Below are 16,857 nucleotides of genomic sequence, written 5' to 3'. Positions count from 1 at the left end.
ATATATTTGCAGTCTTAACAAGAAACCACAATGAACGTACTTATTTTAGGCTCTGGAGGTAGAGAACATGCTTTTACTTTAAAACTTTCTGAAAGTAAAAAAATAAACCAACTTTTTGTTGCTCCAGGAAATGCAGGAACAGCTAAAATTGCAAACAATGTCCATATCAATCCAACAGATTTTAATGCTGTAAAACAAACAGTTTTAGATAACGATATTAAAATGGTAGTTGTGGGGCCAGAAGCACCTTTGGTAGCTGGCGTTCACGATTTCTTCCTAGCTGACGATGCCTTAAAAAACATCCCTGTAATCGGACCTAAAAAAGATGGAGCAACTTTAGAAGGATCAAAAGATTTTTCTAAACAGTTTATGCAAAAACATGGTGTTCCAACTGCAAAATATCAATCATTTACAAAAGAAAATTTAGCAGAAGGTTTTGCTTTTTTAGAAACTTTAGAACCACCTTATGTGCTAAAAGCAGATGGTTTAGCAGCTGGTAAAGGAGTTTTAATTTTAAATTCATTAGAAGAAGCAAAAGCTGAATTAAAAGAAATGGTTTCTAATCAGAAATTTGGTGAAGCTTCATCAACAGTAGTGATAGAAGAATTCTTAATAGGAATTGAACTTTCGGTTTTTGTGTTAACTGATGGAAAGAATTATAAAATTTTACCATCAGCAAAAGATTACAAAAGAATTGGAGAAGGTGATACTGGTTTAAATACTGGTGGAATGGGAGCTATTTCTCCTGTGCCATTTGCAGATGATGCTTTTTTAAATAAAGTAGAAGAATTGGTGGTAAAACCAACAATTGAAGGCTTAAGAAAAGATGGAATTGATTACAGAGGTTTTATTTTTATTGGTTTAATGAATGATAATGGTAATCCTTCTGTGGTGGAATATAATGTAAGAATGGGAGATCCAGAGACTGAGGTTGTGTTACCTAGAATAGAATCTGATTTGTTCGATTTATTTGAAGGTGTTGCAAATCAAACCTTAGATGAAAAGTCATTTTCAGTAACTTCTAAAACAGCTACAACTGTCATGTTGGTTGCTGGTGGTTATCCTGAAGCCTATGAGAAAGGAAAGGAAATTTCAGGTTTTGATACTATTGATGAATCCATAGTTTTTCATGCAGGAACTACCATTAAAGATGATAAAGTTGTAACTAATGGAGGTAGAGTTATGGCAATTAGTTCTTTTGGAGAAACTATAGAAGAAGCTTTAGAAAAATCATACAAAAGCATTGATAAAATTCATTTTGATAAAATGAATTACAGAAAAGATATTGGTTTCGATTTATTGTAAATTCGTCATTGCGAACAAAGTGAAGCAATCTGTTTTTTAAGATTTCCACGTTATAAATTCCTCGCAATGACTACTAAAAAAAGTAAAATAATTGTTGCTCCACTAAACTGGGGACTGGGTCATGCTTCACGATGTGTGCCAATTATTAATGCTTTAATTTCAAATAATTTTACACCAATAATTGCTTCAGATGGTCAATCTTTGTTGTTTTTACAACAAGAATTTCCTCACTTAGAAAGTTTAGAATTGCCCTCGTATCAAATTACTTATAGCAAAAATTTAAAGCTAAAATTAGTATTTCAACTTCCTAAAATTTGGAACACTTTTAAAAGTGAAAAAAAAGTAATTAAAGAGTATATAGATATCAATAATGATGTTGTTGGAATTATTTCTGATAATAGATTTGGTGTTTTTAATCCTACAATTCCATGTGTCTATATAACACATCAAGTTAATGTCTTATCTGGATTTACTACTTTCTTAACTAGTTTTATTCATAAAAAAATAATCAAAAAATTTGATGAATGCTGGGTTCCTGATAATTCAAAATCAGAGTTTTCAGGAAAATTATCAATCACAAACAAAATTATCAACCTAAAATATATTGGTGTTTTAAGTCGGTTTAAAAAACAAGAAATTAAAAAAGAAATAGATGTTTTAGTGCTACTTTCTGGACCAGAACCCAACAGAACTTTATTAGAAAAAAAATTGATATCAACTTTTAAAAATGATGAAAGATCAATTGTTTTTGTTTTAGGTAAAGTTGAAAAACATCAAAAAAAATGGAAAGAAAAAAAATGTATTTTTTACAATTATGTATTGTCTGAAAAATTAGAAAAAATCATTAATTCTAGTGAAATTGTAGTTTGTAGGTCTGGATATTCCTCAATTATGGATTTAGCAGTTTTACAGAAAAATGTTTTTTTTATTCCTACAAATTATCAGTCTGAACAAGAGTATTTAGCACAATATTTAGAGTTAAATAAAGCTGCTCCTTTTTCTTATATAGAAAGTTTTTCAGAAGAAAAATTAGAAAAACTTAAAAATTATACAGGCTTGGAAGCTAATCAAACACAAATAGATACTAGTCTATTTGGCCTTTTCGAGTGTAAAAGAAAACTCTGAGCCTTCACCAAAAGTACTTTTTAGAAGTATGGTTTCATTGTGAGCTTCAATAATGTGTTTTACAATTGATAGCCCTAAACCAGAACCACCTTGTTCTCTAGATCTACTTTGGTCTACTCTGTAGAATCTTTCGAATAAACGAGATAAATGTTGTTGTTTGATTCCTTCTCCATTATCAATAACTTTTATGATAAATTTACCTTCATTGTAACTATCAACAGCAACTATTGTAGTTCCATTTGGTTTTCCGTATTTAATGGAGTTAACAATTAAATTGATAAGAACTTGCTCGATCTTTTCTACATCACCTCTAACAAAAACTGGGAATTCATAAATTTTATCAAACTTTAAAGAGATATTTCTCTTTTTGGCTTTCATTTCAAACAAATCAAATACATTTTGAATGAGTTCTAAAATGTTAAAAACGTCAAGGTTTAATTTTGTGCCTTCATTTTCTAATTTAGCAATCATGTCTAAATCTTTAATTACCGCAACTAATCTCTCTACACCTTTATTTGCTCTCTCTAAGTATTTTGTTCTAATCTGTTTGTCGTTTACAGCACCTTCAATTAAGGTTAAAATATAACCTTGTACTGTAAATAATGGTGTTTTTAATTCGTGAGCAACATTGCCTAAAAAATCTCTTCTAAAAGAATCTCTCTCTGTTAAACTTTCTATTTCCAATCTTTTTCCTTCAACAAATTTTTGCATTTGTTTTGAGAGTTTTTCGATATCTGTTGTTACAGAATCTCTTCTTAAGTCATTTACATCAAGAATAGAAACATCTTCATAAATTTTCTTTAAACGTCTGTAGATAAAGTGTTCAGCTCTGTATTGAATAATAAAAAATGAAACAGCAAAAAGAACTACAAATGAAATTAAAATAGTGCTAAAACCTAGGTGTTCAACAATAAAAAAGTATGAAACTGCAGCGATGATTGCTGTAAGAATAGTTAGATAAACCGCAGACCAAAGCGCATAAGAGTATGTTTTTTTGAATTTCATTAAGGCAAATTTATTTATCTGCTCCTTCTAAAACAAATTTATAACCTACTCCTTTTACAGTTTTAAAATGATTGTCACCAATTTTCTCTCTAAGTTTTCTGATGTGAACATCTATTGTTCTACCACCTACAACAACTTCATTGCCCCAAACAGTATCTAAAATAACCTCTCTTTTAAATACTTTTCCTGGTTTTGAAGTTAATAGAGAAAACAACTCAAATTCTTTTCTAGGCAAAGAAATTCTTTTGCCAGCTTTGTAAACAACATATTCATCCCTATCGATAACAATATCTCCTATTTTAAAAGTATCATCTACTTCTTTTTCGGTTTTAAGTCTTCTTAAAAGAGATTTAACTTTGCTTACTAAAACTTTTGGTTTTATTGGTTTTGTAATGTAGTCATCTGCACCAGCTTCAAAACCTGCAACTTGAGAATAATCTTCTCCTCTAGCAGTTAAAAATGCAATAATTACATTTTCTAAAGATTTAATTTTTCTAATTTTTTCACAAGCCTCAATACCATCCATTTCTGGCATCATAATATCTAACAAAATAAGATGAGGATTGTTTTTTTTAGCAGATTTTATAGCTTCTTGTCCGTTATTAGCAGTTGTTATTTGATAACCTTCATTTTTTAGATTGTATCCTACAATTTCTAAAATATCTGGTTCATCATCTACTAAGAGAATCTTAATATCACTTTTATTCATAAACTGATTGAAATTCCATGAATATCAAAAATACTAATAATTTGATTAGAATAACAACTCCTTAACAATCATTTAATCTATTGGTGTTTCGTTAACATTAAAATAACTTAAAAAAAACAATTAAAATATTAGCTAATTAACAATTTGATAATGATATATATAAGGATAATGTACCTTAAAAATTCTTATATTTACTCAATCAATTCAAATTAAATATTACACTTATGAAAAAAAATTACTTTATTACTTTAGTATTAACTTTTTTAATATCTGGACTAATTTTTAGTCAAGATTTAATAATTACAGGAGTTTTTGATGGTTCACTTTCTGGAGGAACACCAAAGGGGGTTGAACTTTATGTTCTTAATGATATTGCTGACTTAAGTATTTATGGCATTGGTTCAGCAAATAATGGTGGAGGAACTGATGGGGAAGAATACGAATTTCCCGCAGACGCAGTTACAGCTGGTAGCTATATTTATGTGACAGCTAATACAGCAGAATTTAATACTTTCTTTGGCTTTGCTGCAAGTTATGATGCTGGTTCTGCAATGGCTATTAACGGAGATGATGCAGTAGAACTTTTTATGAATGATGCTGTTATAGATGTTTTTGGAGATATAAATGTTGATGGTAATGGAGAAACCTGGGAGTATTTAGATGGATGGGCATATAGAAAAAATGGAAAAACTATTACCACTACTTTTGCTGATACTGATTGGACTTATAGTGGCGTAAATGGACTAGAAGGTGGAACTAACAATGCAACTGCAAGCTCACCTATGCCAATTGGTACTTACACAACTGTAGCTTCTACAGAGCCTACATTAGCAATAACATCTCCTACCTCTGGTGAAAAAAATGCAACAACAACAATAGATGTTAATATTACACTAGAGAATTTCACATTATCAGCAAACAACGGTTCAGATTTAGGCGATAATTCTGGTGATGGTTTTATAAAATCTATCTTTGAAACACAAGGTGGCTCTACTGAGACTGCATCTTTTTTTACATCTGATTTACCAGATTTAACTGTTACACCTGGAAATACATATACTTTAACTTTAGAATTGGTAGATAATAGTGGGGCTTCACTTGGTTCTCCTATTGTTCAATCTGTTACGTTTTCTGTAAAGTTTCCATGTAGTATTCAGTTAACAACAATAGATACTACTTGTGATAATTTGACAACAGGAACAGATACTTACCAAGCAATAATTGATTTTACAGATGGTAACACAGGGACAACTTATACAATTACAGCTAAAGATGAAAATGATGCTGATGTCGGAACAATTTCAGGTGATGATCCAAGTAATGTGGCTACAGGACAAATAACTATTTCTGGCATACCTGAAGGAACTAATTTTACTTTAAAAGTAGTAGGTGGACAAGGTAGTAGTTGTAATTTTACTAGGAATATTTTTAGTCCTACATGTTTACCAGCCCCTACATGTCCTGCAGCTGGATCAATAATAATTACTGAGATTATGCAAAATCCAAATAAAGTAAGTGATAATAATGGAGAATATTTTGAAGTTTATAACACAACATCAGAGCCAATAAATTTATTAGGTTGGGTTTTAAAAACTTCTTCAGGAACAGGAAATCCAGTTGTAAGAACCATTACAACTTCAGTAGAAGTTCCTGCTAATGGTTATTTTGTGTTAGGTGAAAATTCAGATATCTCAACTAATGGTGGGGTTAATGTTGATTATCAATACGATTCTGGTTTATTTCTTGGTAATGGTGATGCAACAGTAACTATTGAATGTAGCGCATCTATTTTCGATAGTGTTTCTTATGATAATGGTACAACCTTTCCAGATCCAAATGGAAAAAGTATGGAGTTAGCAACAAATAAGTACTCTGCATCAGACAACGATAATGGTGCTAATTGGGCAGAAGCTACGTCTGAAATTGTTTCTGGAGGTGATTTAGGAACTCCTGGTAAAGCAAACGATTTTGTATTGAGTTTAGATAGAAATTCTATTTTAGGATTTGCAACTTATCCAAACCCTATTACAAGCAAAAGTTTTACAATATCAAGTAGTAGCTCAGACCTTAAAGAAATATCAATCTTTAATGTAATTGGTAAGAAAGTATTTGCGACAAGTTTTTCTGGGGTAAAGAAAGATATCGATGTTTCTTCAATTAACGCTGGAGTTTACATTTTAAAAGTAACAGAAGCAGGTAAAACAGCGACTAAGAAATTAGTAATAAGATAAACTACTTACTATTTCAAACTAAAAAAAAGCTCTGAGAAATCAGAGCTTTTTTTTTATTATTTTATTGTTCTGCTATTTAAACAGTCTAAATATATCATTTCCGTTTGCAAAAAGTAATAAAGCAATTAACAAGATAAATCCTGTTACTTGAGCGTATTCTAAGAACTTATCTCCAGGTTTTTTACCAGTAATCATTTCCCATAAGGTAAATACAACATGTCCACCATCTAAAGCAGGAATTGGCAACAAGTTCATAAACCCTAACATGATAGATAAAAATGCGGTAATGTTCCAGAAAGATTGAGCGCTCCATTCAGCAGGGAAGATACTTCCTATAGAAATAAAACCTCCTAAACCTTTATAAGCTCCTGTACTTGGGTTAAAAATTTTCTTTAATTGTTTTACGTAATCAGTTAATGTTTTCCAAGATTTATTCCAACCAGCAGGTATTGCTTCAGCAAAAGAATATTCAATATTAGCCAATTGGTAATAACCTAATTTTTCTAAATCTTTAAAAGATAGTTGTCCTAAGCCAACACCTAATTTACCATCACTAGTTACTTTTACAGGAATCACTTTTGTTTCTGAACCTCTTTTAACAGTAACAGTAATTTCTTGGTTTTTATACTTGTCTAACTCGGTTTGAGCTTCATCAAAATATTTTATAGAATTTCCATTAATACCAATAACAATATCTTTCTTTTTTAAGTCTGCATTTTCATTAGGAGACCCCTCAGAAATACCAGCAATAGCAAATGGATATCTTGGTAATAAAACAGCTCCTGCATCCTTACCTCTATCAACCAATTTAGAAATAAAGTTCTCAGGTACTTCCATATCAATTATTTGTCCATTACGCTCAATTTGAAAATTGTTTCCATTTACAAAACCAAGTGTTAGTTCAGAGAATTTTTTAACGCTTTCACCATCAATAGTTAAGATTTTATCTCCAGTTTGTACTCCTAAATCCATTGCTAAAGAATCTTGAACCCAAACACCATCAGTAACATTTTCATTAGGTAGAAACTTTTCACCATAAGCATACATTAACATAATATAGATAAAAATACCCAGTACAAAGTTTACAAAAACACCCCCCAACATAATTATAAGACGTTGCCATGCAGGTTTAGAACGAAACTCCCAAGGTTGTGCAGGTTGTTTCATTTGTTCTGTATCCATGCTTTCATCTATCATTCCAGATATTTTTACATACCCTCCTAACGGAATCCAACCAATACCATAAACAGTTTCACCAATTTTTTTCTTTACAAGAGAGAATTTATAATCAAAAAATAAGTAGAATTTCTCTACTTTTGTTTTAAACAATTTTGCAGGGATAAAGTGCCCTAATTCGTGCAAGACAATCAATAAAGATAAACTTAAAATAAATTGCGATGCTTTTATTAATATTTCCATTCAGCGTTAAATCATAATTAAAAAACGCACAAATGTACGTTTTTAAAGAGAGTTGTAAAAGAACTATTTAGAAGTAGATTTTTATTTTAACATAGATTTTACAAAGTATTTGGTTTTGATGATTTCTTAGCTGTTTGAGAAGTTGTAAATTTGCATTTCTAAATGATAAAAATGGAAGCTAAATTCTTTAAAAAATCGATACCTACTCTTATTTTTTTAGCAGTTTTTTCAGCAATAGGAATCACCGTATTTTATTATTTAGTAAAGAAAGACAATCGTCTTAAAATTTACAATCCTGTTGATGTAAATCCACGTTTAGTTGATGAAAGTATGTTTCATATTCAAAAGAATCATACCATTGCAGATTTTAAACTCATCAATCAAAATGGAGAAACGATTACCAATAGTAATTATAAAGACAAAATTTATATAGCAGATTTCTTTTTTACAAGATGTCAAACTATTTGTATTGCAATGGCTTACAATATGAATGAGCTGCAAGAGTTTTATAAAAATGATGATGATATTATGTTTCTCTCTCATTCTGTAACACCAGTTATAGATAGTGTCTCTGTCTTAAAAAGATATGCAAATAGAAAAGGAGTTATAGATGGTAAATGGAATGTAACAACGGGTCCTAAAAAACATATTTACGAATTAGCGCGTAAAAGTTATTTTGCAGTTTTAGATGAAGGTGATGGAGGAGAACAAGATTTTATTCATACAGAACAATTTGTTTTAGTTGATAAAGAAAGACGCATTCGTGGTTATTATGATGGAACAGACAAAAATGATATGGAAAAACTAAAAAAAGATATTGTTTTGTTAAAAGAAGAATATGCGTCTAAATAAGTTGTTTAGAATCATTCTAAATTCCTATCTTTGCTCACCAAAATAAATTCGTTGAGCACAATTGCATCTTTACATATTGGAGAAATAGGTTATATTTCAGAAGAAGCGTTAGATTTTATTCCGCTAAAATTATTAGAAATGGGTTGCTTGCCAGGAGCAGAAATAGAATTGATTCAAATTGCGCCTTTAAAAGACCCAATTTATATCTGTGTAAACGGAAGTCATTTGGCAATTCGTAAAGAAACGGCAGCTCAAATAAAAATTTTAAAAAGCAATAATTAATGTCTAAAAACGATATCAAAGTTGCTTTAATTGGGAATCCTAATACAGGAAAAACCTCACTTTTTAATCAACTTACAGGTCTAAATCAAAAAGTTGGTAACTATCCAGGGGTTACAGTAGATAAAAAACTAGGGGTTAGTAAATTGTCTGCTACTCAAAACGCAATTATTACAGATTTACCTGGGACTTACAGTATAAATCCAACATCAATAGACGAAAGCATTGTTTTAAAAACTCTGTTAAATAAAGATATTGCAGCATCTCCAGATGTTATTTTGGTGGTTGCAGATATCGAAAATCTTAAACGAAATCTATTGCTTTTTTCTCAAATAAAAGATTTAGAAATTCCTACAGTTTTGGCAATCAATATGGTTGATCAAATGACAAAAAAGGGCATTACAATCGATTTATCAGTATTAAGAAAAGAACTAAATACAGAAGTCGTTCTAGTTAGTGCCAGAAAAAATGAAGGAATTAAAGATGTAAAAGAAGCTATTATTCGTTGTCATGTTGCTGCAAAAGCATCACCATTGTGTAATATTGATAGTAAAATTGATGCCGATTATTTTGCAAAACTTAAAGAAATCACTCCAAACTATTCAATGTATGAGTTGTGGTTGATGATTACGCAAAATAGTTTTCCTGATACTATTTCTGCTGAAGAAAAAGAAAAATTATTAGGCTTTCAACGAGACATTTCAAAACTTAAAAAATACCAACATAAAGAGACTATTTACCGCTATCAAGAGATTAATAAAATCTTAAAGAAAACCTATTTGGTTGATAAAAATAAGGCCACAGATTTAAGAAGTAGATTAGATAAAATTTTTACGCATAAAATCTTTGGATATGCAATTTTTGTGTTTTTATTGTTGTTGATTTTTCAATCTATTTTTGATTGGGCTTCAGTGCCAATGGATTTTATTGATGCCACTTTTGCAGATATTTCTAGTTACGCTAAACAACAATTGCCAGCAGGGGTTTTATCAGATTTAATTACAGAAGGAATCATTCCAGGAGTTGGTGGTGTCATTATTTTTATTCCTCAGATTGCCATTCTTTTTATGTTTATTGCCATTCTAGAAGAAACAGGTTATATGAGTCGAGTTGTCTTTTTAATGGATAGAATTATGCGACGTTTCGGAATGAATGGTAAAAGTGTAATTCCATTAATTTCTGGTACAGCTTGTGCTATTCCTGCAATTATGGCAACAAGAACTATTTCGAGTTGGAAAGAACGATTAATTACCATTTTGGTAACACCATTTACTACTTGTTCAGCTCGTTTGCCAATTTATGCCATTTTAATTGCACTGATTATTCCAAGTAAAAAAGTCTTCGGATTTTTAAACTTACAAGGTTTGGTATTACTTTCTTTATATGCACTTGGTTTTGCAACAGCAGTATTAGCAGCTTTTATCTTACATAAAACCTTGCATATTAATTCGAAATCATTTTTTGTAGTAGAAATGCCAAACTATAAATTGCCTTCTCTTAAAAATGTATTCTTTGAAGTTGTAGGAAAAACAAAGTCTTTTGTACTAGAGGCAGGTAAAATTATTTTAGCCTTGTCAATAGTGTTATGGTTTTTGGCTTCAAATGGACCAGCTTCTTTTGATAATGCAGAAAAAAATACCATAGAAAATGTTGCAAATAAAAATTTATCTGATGATGAGTTGCAACAAAAAATTGCTTCTGCTCAATTACAGAATTCTTATATTGGTATTTTAGGAAAAACCATAGAACCAACCATAAAGCCTCTAGGGTATGATTGGAAAATTGGTATTGCATTAATCACTTCCTTTGCGGCAAGAGAAGTTTTTGTAGGTACTCTAGCAACTATATATAGCGTCGAAGCTGATGATGAAGACGCAACTACTATAAAACAAAAAATGTCATCAGAAATAAACCCAGATACAGGTCAGAAAAGATTCAATTTTGCGGTAGGAATGTCTTTAATGATTTTCTATGCATTTGCAATGCAATGTATGGCAACCTTAGCCATCGTGAAACGTGAAACAAAATCTTGGAAATGGCCATTAATTCAATTGTTTGGCATGGGGTTATTAGCCTATGTTTCATCTTTTATTACTTATCAAATTCTAAGTTAATGCAAGAATTTATTACATACTCTTTAGTTTTTTTAGCAATACTTTTTTTAGTGAAAAAATATTTTTTCTCATCAAAAAAAGATAAAAATTGCAGTACAGATTGTGGTTGTCATTAACTAAAGCGTAAAGCTAAATTCTAGATTCATATTTCTTTAACAGAAAATTAGCACCATAAAAAGGTAAGGTTTTCTATTTTTGGAGTCTTACTTTACAGATCCTTAATAAAACTTTACTAAAAATGAAAAAATCAATTTTATCACTCGTAATTTTTACAATTACTTTAATAACATCATCAGACGGTTTAGCACAAAAATTTTCAAGACTAGATGTTAGTCCTATGGATGCTGCTGTGTATCCTAAAAATTGGAGAAATTCAGATAAATTGGTAAAAATTATTTATGGAAGACCACAACTTAAAGGAAGGGAGTTAACAACATTAGCAAAAGTATCTAATAAAGGGGTTTGGAGAACTGGAGCTAACGAAGCACCAGAAATAACGTTTTTTAAAGATGTGCTGTTTGGAGGTAAAAAAGTAAAAGCTGGTACGTATACAATGTTTACAATTCCTAGTGATGAGAAATGGACTTTTGTACTAAGTACTGTAAGAAACGTTTGGGGGCATTATACATATGATAAAAAAGACGATGTTTTAAGAGTAGATGGTCAAGTTTCATCGACTGATAAAACTATTGAAGCATTTTCTATTACTTTTGAAGATGAAAAAGATTCAATTATGATGTATTTAGGTTGGGGAAACACTGTTGCTTCTCTTCCAATCAAAGAAATTACATCAAAAAAAGAGTAATTATTTACCCATAGGGATTACAATAATACCAGAGAATTCTTCTCTAAATTTTATCAAATCTCTATCTGCTTCTAGTTTTGTTTTATAATTACCTACTTGTACTTTCCACTCAGGAGCTCTATATACTAGTTTTATAGAATTTCCTGGAAATTCAATTCTAAAACGTTCACGTAGTTTCCTAGCTTGTTGTTCGTTACCATTGTACAACTGAATTCTGTACCCAAAACCATACTTTTTATTAAAAGCTCTTTTTTTGGTAATTAAATTCTTTATTTTTTTTGATTCATTGGTTTCATTTTGTGAAAATGAATTGAACGAAAAAGCCAAAAAAAAGCAAAATATCAATACTATTTTAAAGTAATTTCTCATGAGTATAATTTTCTACAAAAATAACGAGTAGTTTAGTAAAAAATTGACTCAATTATTTATTTAGAATAATTATAAATTAGTATTTAAGATTCTTTTACTATTTTAGAATATGGCAATATGTGTTACTTTTGCTGAACGAAAAAAAATGACTTTTATCATTTTATATTAGATATTTTTAAACAAAGTTTAAATATGAAAAGTGTAGCACTGCACAATAGACTAACCAGAATTCTTCTTAGAGGCTTTACGATTCTTTTATTTTTTGGGTTCAGCTTATCATCTTTTTCTCAAGATATAGACGAAGCTCGTCAAAAAGAAGGAAAGAAATTATTTAAATCTTTATGTGCTTCTTGTCACAAACTTGATAAGAAATTAGTAGGTCCTGCTTTAGGTGGTGTCGAAGAGCGTAGAGAAAACGATTGGTTAATTGCATGGATTCGTAATAATGCAGAGCTAAGAGCTTCTGGAGATAAAGATGCAATTGCTATTTTCGAAGAGTATAATGGTTCTAACATGACTGCTTTCCCTCAGTTAACGGATCAAAATATAAATGATATTTTATATTATACTACTGTTGGAGAAATCAAAAAAGAAGTTGTTGCTGATAATACAACAACAGGAGGGGGAAGTGCTCAAGGAACTGCACCAGAATGGTTAATTTATATTTTAGCTGCTGCAATAGTAGTTGCTTTCTTAATGATTGCAAGTTTATTAAAACAAGTAAGTGAGCTAAAAGGAAATACTACGCCAGAAACACAATCTAACATTAGAAGAGACTTACAAGAATTATGGGTTGGTGTTAAAAACAACACATTCTTAAAAGTGATGTCTACGATATTATTATTGTTGATTGGTGCTTATGTTGTGTTCGGAACAATATTTCAAGTAGGTGTTGATCAAGGTTATCAACCAATTCAGCCTATTGCTTTTTCACACAAAATTCATGCTGGTGACAACAAGATTGATTGTCAATATTGTCACTCTTCAGCAAAACACAGTAAGCATTCAGGGATTCCTACAGTAAATATCTGTATGAACTGTCACAAAAATATTTCAGAAGTAGCCGAAACTACAGTTGTGGATATGGGTGATGGTTATGTTTTAGGAAAGGAAGAATTAGATTTAGAAATTGCTAAAATATACAAAGCAGCTGGTTGGGATGCAGATAACTTAGAGTATACAGGTGATACAAAACCTATAAAGTGGGTTAGAATTCATAATTTACCAGATTTTGTATACTTCAATCACTCTCAACATGTAACAGTTCAAGGTGTAAAATGTCAGAAATGTCATGGTCCAGTAGAGGAGATGGAAGAATTGTATCAGCATTCACCACTAACAATGGGTTGGTGTATAGATTGTCACAGAGAGACAAAAGTAGATTTAAAAGGAAACGAATATTACGCAAAAATTCACGAACAATTAGCAAAGAAGTATGGTGTAGAGAAAGTTACAGCAGCTCAGTTAGGTGGATTAGAGTGTGGTAAGTGTCACTATTAATAAAAAGAAAATAGTTTTAAGTAACAGTACAGCTAAAAACTAAAAACTAATAACTATAAATAAATGGCTTCAAACAAAAAATACTGGAAAAGTGTTGAGGAACTAAAAGATAGTTCTATTGTTGAAACGTTGAGTAAAAACGAGTTTGTAGAAGAAATTCCAACAGATCAGTTTTTAGGTGATAAAGAAACGTTAGAGAATACCTCTACTTCCCGTAGAGATTTCTTGAAATATGTAGGATTCACAACAGCGGCAGCTTCTTTAGCTGCTTGTGAAGGACCAGTAAGAAAATCTATTCCTTATGTTGTAAAGCCAAATGATGTAATTCCAGGGGTTGCAGATTGGTATGCAACATCTATGGCAGATGGTTATGATTTTGCAAATGTGTTGGTTAAAACACGCGAAGGTCGTCCAATACAAATTATGCCGAATAAAGAAGCAAACGGAACAACTAGTGCAAGAGTGCAAGCAGCTGTTCTTTCTTTATATGATGAGAAATTACGTTTACAGAATCCTACTAAAGGAGGAGAAGAAATCTCTTGGGCAGATGCAGATAAAGAGATTGGAGCAAAATTAAATGAGCTTAAAGAAGCGGATCAGCCTGTTGTATTATTAACAGGAACTATGGCAAGTCCATCAACAAGTAAAATTGTAGATGAGTTTCTAGCAACATATCCAAATGTAAAACATGTTGTGTATGATGCAGTTTCAGAATCTGGTGCTGCAGACGCATTTGAAGCAATGTATGGCCAACGTGCATTGCCAAATTACCATTTAGATAAAGCCAAAACTATTGTTTCTTTTGGAGCTGACTTTCTTGGAGATTTTCATGGTGGTTTTGAAAAGCAGTATATTGATGGTAGAAAACCAGAAACAGGACACATGTCTTACCATGTTCAGGTAGAAAGTAACATGTCTCTTACAGGAGCAAATGCAGACAAACGTATTGTTGCAAAACCTTCTGATGTAGTATTTGCTTTAATCAATTTATACAAAGAAATTACAGGAGTAAGTGTTCCTTCTAATGCTACACCAATAGACGCTGAAATCAAACAACTAGCTAAAGAACTAAAAAAATCTGGTTCTAAAGGTGTTGTTATGACTGGTGTTAATGATATTAATGCTCAATTAATATCTTTAGCAATCAATAGAGCTTTAGGAAGTGAAATTTTAGGAATAAACAACTCTTTAAATATCCGTCAAGGAAGTGATGAGCAAGTAGAGAAATTAGTTTCAGATTTAAAATCAGGAAATGTTTCAGGACTAATTACATATAATGTAGATCCTATTTACACGCATGCTAATTCTTCTGTTTTTGCAGAAGCAATAAAATCTTTAGCATTAAGTGTGGCAATTTCAACAGAGAATAATGAAACTGTCAATGCATCAACTTATGCTTTGCCAGCATCACATTTCTTAGAGTCTTGGGGTGATACACACTTTACTCAAGGAAATTATGGTTTAATGCAGCCAACTATTCAACCATTGTTCAATACACGACAACTTCAAGATGTATTGTTAAAATGGTCTGGAAACGATACAAAATATTACAATTATATAAAAGCATTTTGGTCTTCAGAAATATTAAAAGATGCTTCTTGGAATACTGCTTTACATAATGGATTTTACACTGCTTCAGTAGATACTGTAGTAGATAATGTTGTTACACCAAGAGATATTTCTATATCAGATGTAGCATTATTGTTAAAGAGATCAGTAAATCCATCAGATTTCGAACTGAATTTATATACCAAAACAGGTCTAGGTGATGGTAAGCAAGCAAACAACCCTTGGTTACAAGAATTCCCTGATCCAATTACAAGAGCTTCATGGGATAACTATTTAACAATGTCTATGGCAGATGCTAAGGCATTAGGTTTCTCAAATCCTGTAAAAGATAATGGTGCCATTGATGGTGATTACGCTAAGGTTTCTGTGAACGGAGTTTCTGTTACTGTTCCTGTAATGGTGCAACCAGGACAAGCTAAAGGTTCTGTAGGTTTATCTTTAGGATATGGAAGAACTTTTGGTTTAAAAGAAGAAATGCAAGTAGGTGTAAATGCTTATCCATTATACACTAACTCTAATAATATTCAATACGGAGTCACTATAGAAAAAGCGTCTGGAACCCATAAATTTGCTTGTACACAAGTACAAAAAACAATTGCTGGGCGTCATGATATATTAAAGGTAGCTTCTTTAAAAGAATACAAAACTGTAGATCCTAAAGATCATCATCATGGTTGGAACAAGCCAGCTTATGTATCTTATGATCATAATGAAGTAGAAGCAAATACTATCGATTTATGGGATGAGCACAACAGAGAAGTTGGGCATCACTTTAATTTGTCTATAGATTTAACTTCATGTACTGGTTGTGGTGCTTGTGTTGTAGCTTGTCATGCAGAAAACAATGTGCCAGTTGTAGGTAAAAATGAAGTAAGAGTTGGTAGAGATATGCACTGGTTGCGTATTGATAGGTATTATTCTTCTGAAGTAGAAACAAGAGAAGAAGCAAAAGAATTAGGATTAAGCAGAGGAGAAACTTATGAAGCTTTAGAAACTGAAGCAGAAAATCCTGAAGTAACTTTTCAACCAATGATGTGTCAGCACTGTAACCATGCTCCATGTGAAACGGTTTGTCCAGTTGCAGCAACATCTCATGGTCGTCAAGGGCAAAATCAAATGGCATATAATAGATGTGTGGGTACAAGATATTGTGCAAACAACTGTCCATATAGAGTTCGTCGTTTTAACTGGTTTAATTATGCAAATAATAACGAGTTTGACTTTAATATGAATAACGAATACGGTAAAATGGTGTTAAACCCAGACGTAGTTGTTCGTTCTAGAGGAGTTATGGAGAAATGTTCTATGTGTATTCAAATGACACAAGCAACAATTCTAAAAGCGAAGAAAGAAGGTAGAGCTGTAAATACAGATGAGTTTGAAACAGCTTGTTCATCAGCATGTACAACAGGAGCTATGGTGTTTGGTGATGTGAATAACAAGAAAGATGAAGTAGCTGCTTTAGCAGAAGATAAAAGAGCTTACAACGTGTTAGATTACTTACAGACAAAACCAAATGTAATCTACCAAGTGAAAATAAAAAACACAAACGAAGCGTAATTAAAAATTAAGATA

The 16,857-nt window shown here is 31.3% G+C and carries 13 protein-coding genes; 9 read left to right on the top strand and 4 right to left on the bottom strand.

Translation table 11 applies throughout. The annotated features are described in order from the left end of the window. Positions 1-30 precede the first annotated feature (30 nt). Both purD and FP421_RS07480 read left to right on the top strand, forming a co-directional pair. Positions 31-1,305, top strand: a complete 1,275-nt coding sequence (gene purD / locus FP421_RS07485) for a phosphoribosylamine--glycine ligase (RefSeq protein ID WP_159949207.1) — start codon at positions 31-33, stop codon at positions 1,303-1,305. Between the two features lie 66 nt (positions 1,306-1,371). Then, entirely contained in the window at positions 1,372-2,430 is a 1,059-nt protein-coding gene (locus tag FP421_RS07480; protein WP_159949205.1) for a glycosyltransferase, read from the top strand. Here the strand turns inward: FP421_RS07480 and FP421_RS07475 are convergent. Continuing rightward, a complete protein-coding gene (locus FP421_RS07475) occupies positions 2,395-3,435 on the bottom strand; it encodes a sensor histidine kinase (RefSeq protein ID WP_159949203.1) in 1,041 nt (346 codons plus the stop codon). The genes FP421_RS07480 and FP421_RS07475 overlap by 36 nt on opposite strands. 10 nt (positions 3,436-3,445) lie before the next feature. After that, positions 3,446-4,144 (bottom strand): response regulator transcription factor, encoded by a 699-nt coding sequence (locus FP421_RS07470; protein WP_159949201.1) that lies wholly within the window; start codon positions 4,142-4,144, stop codon positions 3,446-3,448. 224 nt (positions 4,145-4,368) lie between these two features. Here FP421_RS07470 and FP421_RS07465 point away from each other — a divergent pair, with 224 nt between their 5' ends. Beyond that, positions 4,369-6,375 carry a lamin tail domain-containing protein gene (locus tag FP421_RS07465; RefSeq protein WP_159949199.1) on the top strand — a complete coding sequence of 669 codons (2,007 nt, stop codon included), beginning with the start codon at positions 4,369-4,371 and terminating at the stop codon, positions 6,373-6,375. A 72-nt stretch (positions 6,376-6,447) separates the two neighbouring features. On the opposite strand, the gene rseP is transcribed toward FP421_RS07465, so the two are convergent. Then, complete coding sequence (gene rseP / locus FP421_RS07460) at positions 6,448-7,794, bottom strand: RIP metalloprotease RseP (protein WP_159949197.1); 1,347 nt, start codon at positions 7,792-7,794, stop codon at positions 6,448-6,450. Between the two features lie 171 nt (positions 7,795-7,965). On the opposite strand from rseP, the gene FP421_RS07455 reads away from it, so the two are divergent. The 4 genes from FP421_RS07455 (at position 7,966) to FP421_RS07440 (ending at position 11,844) form a co-directional block, all read left to right on the top strand. Continuing rightward, on the top strand, positions 7,966-8,646 hold the full coding sequence (locus tag FP421_RS07455; RefSeq protein ID WP_159949195.1) for an SCO family protein: 681 nt from the start codon (positions 7,966-7,968) through the stop codon (positions 8,644-8,646). Positions 8,647-8,697: 51 nt separating this feature from the next. Beyond that, on the top strand, positions 8,698-8,928 hold the full coding sequence (locus tag FP421_RS07450) for a FeoA family protein (RefSeq protein WP_159949193.1): 231 nt from the start codon (positions 8,698-8,700) through the stop codon (positions 8,926-8,928). Next, positions 8,928-11,039 (top strand): ferrous iron transport protein B, encoded by a 2,112-nt coding sequence (feoB, locus tag FP421_RS07445; protein WP_159949191.1) that lies wholly within the window; start codon positions 8,928-8,930, stop codon positions 11,037-11,039. Before FP421_RS07450 ends, feoB begins: the two co-directional genes overlap by 1 nt. A 238-nt stretch (positions 11,040-11,277) precedes the next feature. Further along, on the top strand, positions 11,278-11,844 hold the full coding sequence (locus FP421_RS07440; protein WP_159949189.1) for a DUF2911 domain-containing protein: 567 nt from the start codon (positions 11,278-11,280) through the stop codon (positions 11,842-11,844). On the opposite strand, the gene FP421_RS07435 is transcribed toward FP421_RS07440, so the two are convergent. Then, complete coding sequence (locus FP421_RS07435; protein ID WP_159949187.1) at positions 11,845-12,213, bottom strand: SPOR domain-containing protein; 369 nt, start codon at positions 12,211-12,213, stop codon at positions 11,845-11,847. It abuts the gene before it with no gap. A 192-nt stretch (positions 12,214-12,405) separates the two neighbouring features. On the opposite strand from FP421_RS07435, the gene FP421_RS07430 reads away from it, so the two are divergent. Beyond that, on the top strand, positions 12,406-13,713 hold the full coding sequence (locus FP421_RS07430; RefSeq protein ID WP_159949185.1) for a cytochrome c3 family protein: 1,308 nt from the start codon (positions 12,406-12,408) through the stop codon (positions 13,711-13,713). Between the two features lie 63 nt (positions 13,714-13,776). Beyond that, entirely contained in the window at positions 13,777-16,842 is a 3,066-nt protein-coding gene (locus FP421_RS07425) for a TAT-variant-translocated molybdopterin oxidoreductase (protein ID WP_159949183.1), read from the top strand. Positions 16,843-16,857 lie beyond the last annotated feature (15 nt).

Origin of the sequence: Polaribacter septentrionalilitoris, from assembly GCF_009832745.1 — a bacterium.
GTDB classification, from domain to species: domain Bacteria; phylum Bacteroidota; class Bacteroidia; order Flavobacteriales; family Flavobacteriaceae; genus Polaribacter; species Polaribacter septentrionalilitoris.
Note: the sequence above shows the minus strand (reverse complement) of the source record. Positions and strands in the feature narration are given on the sequence as shown.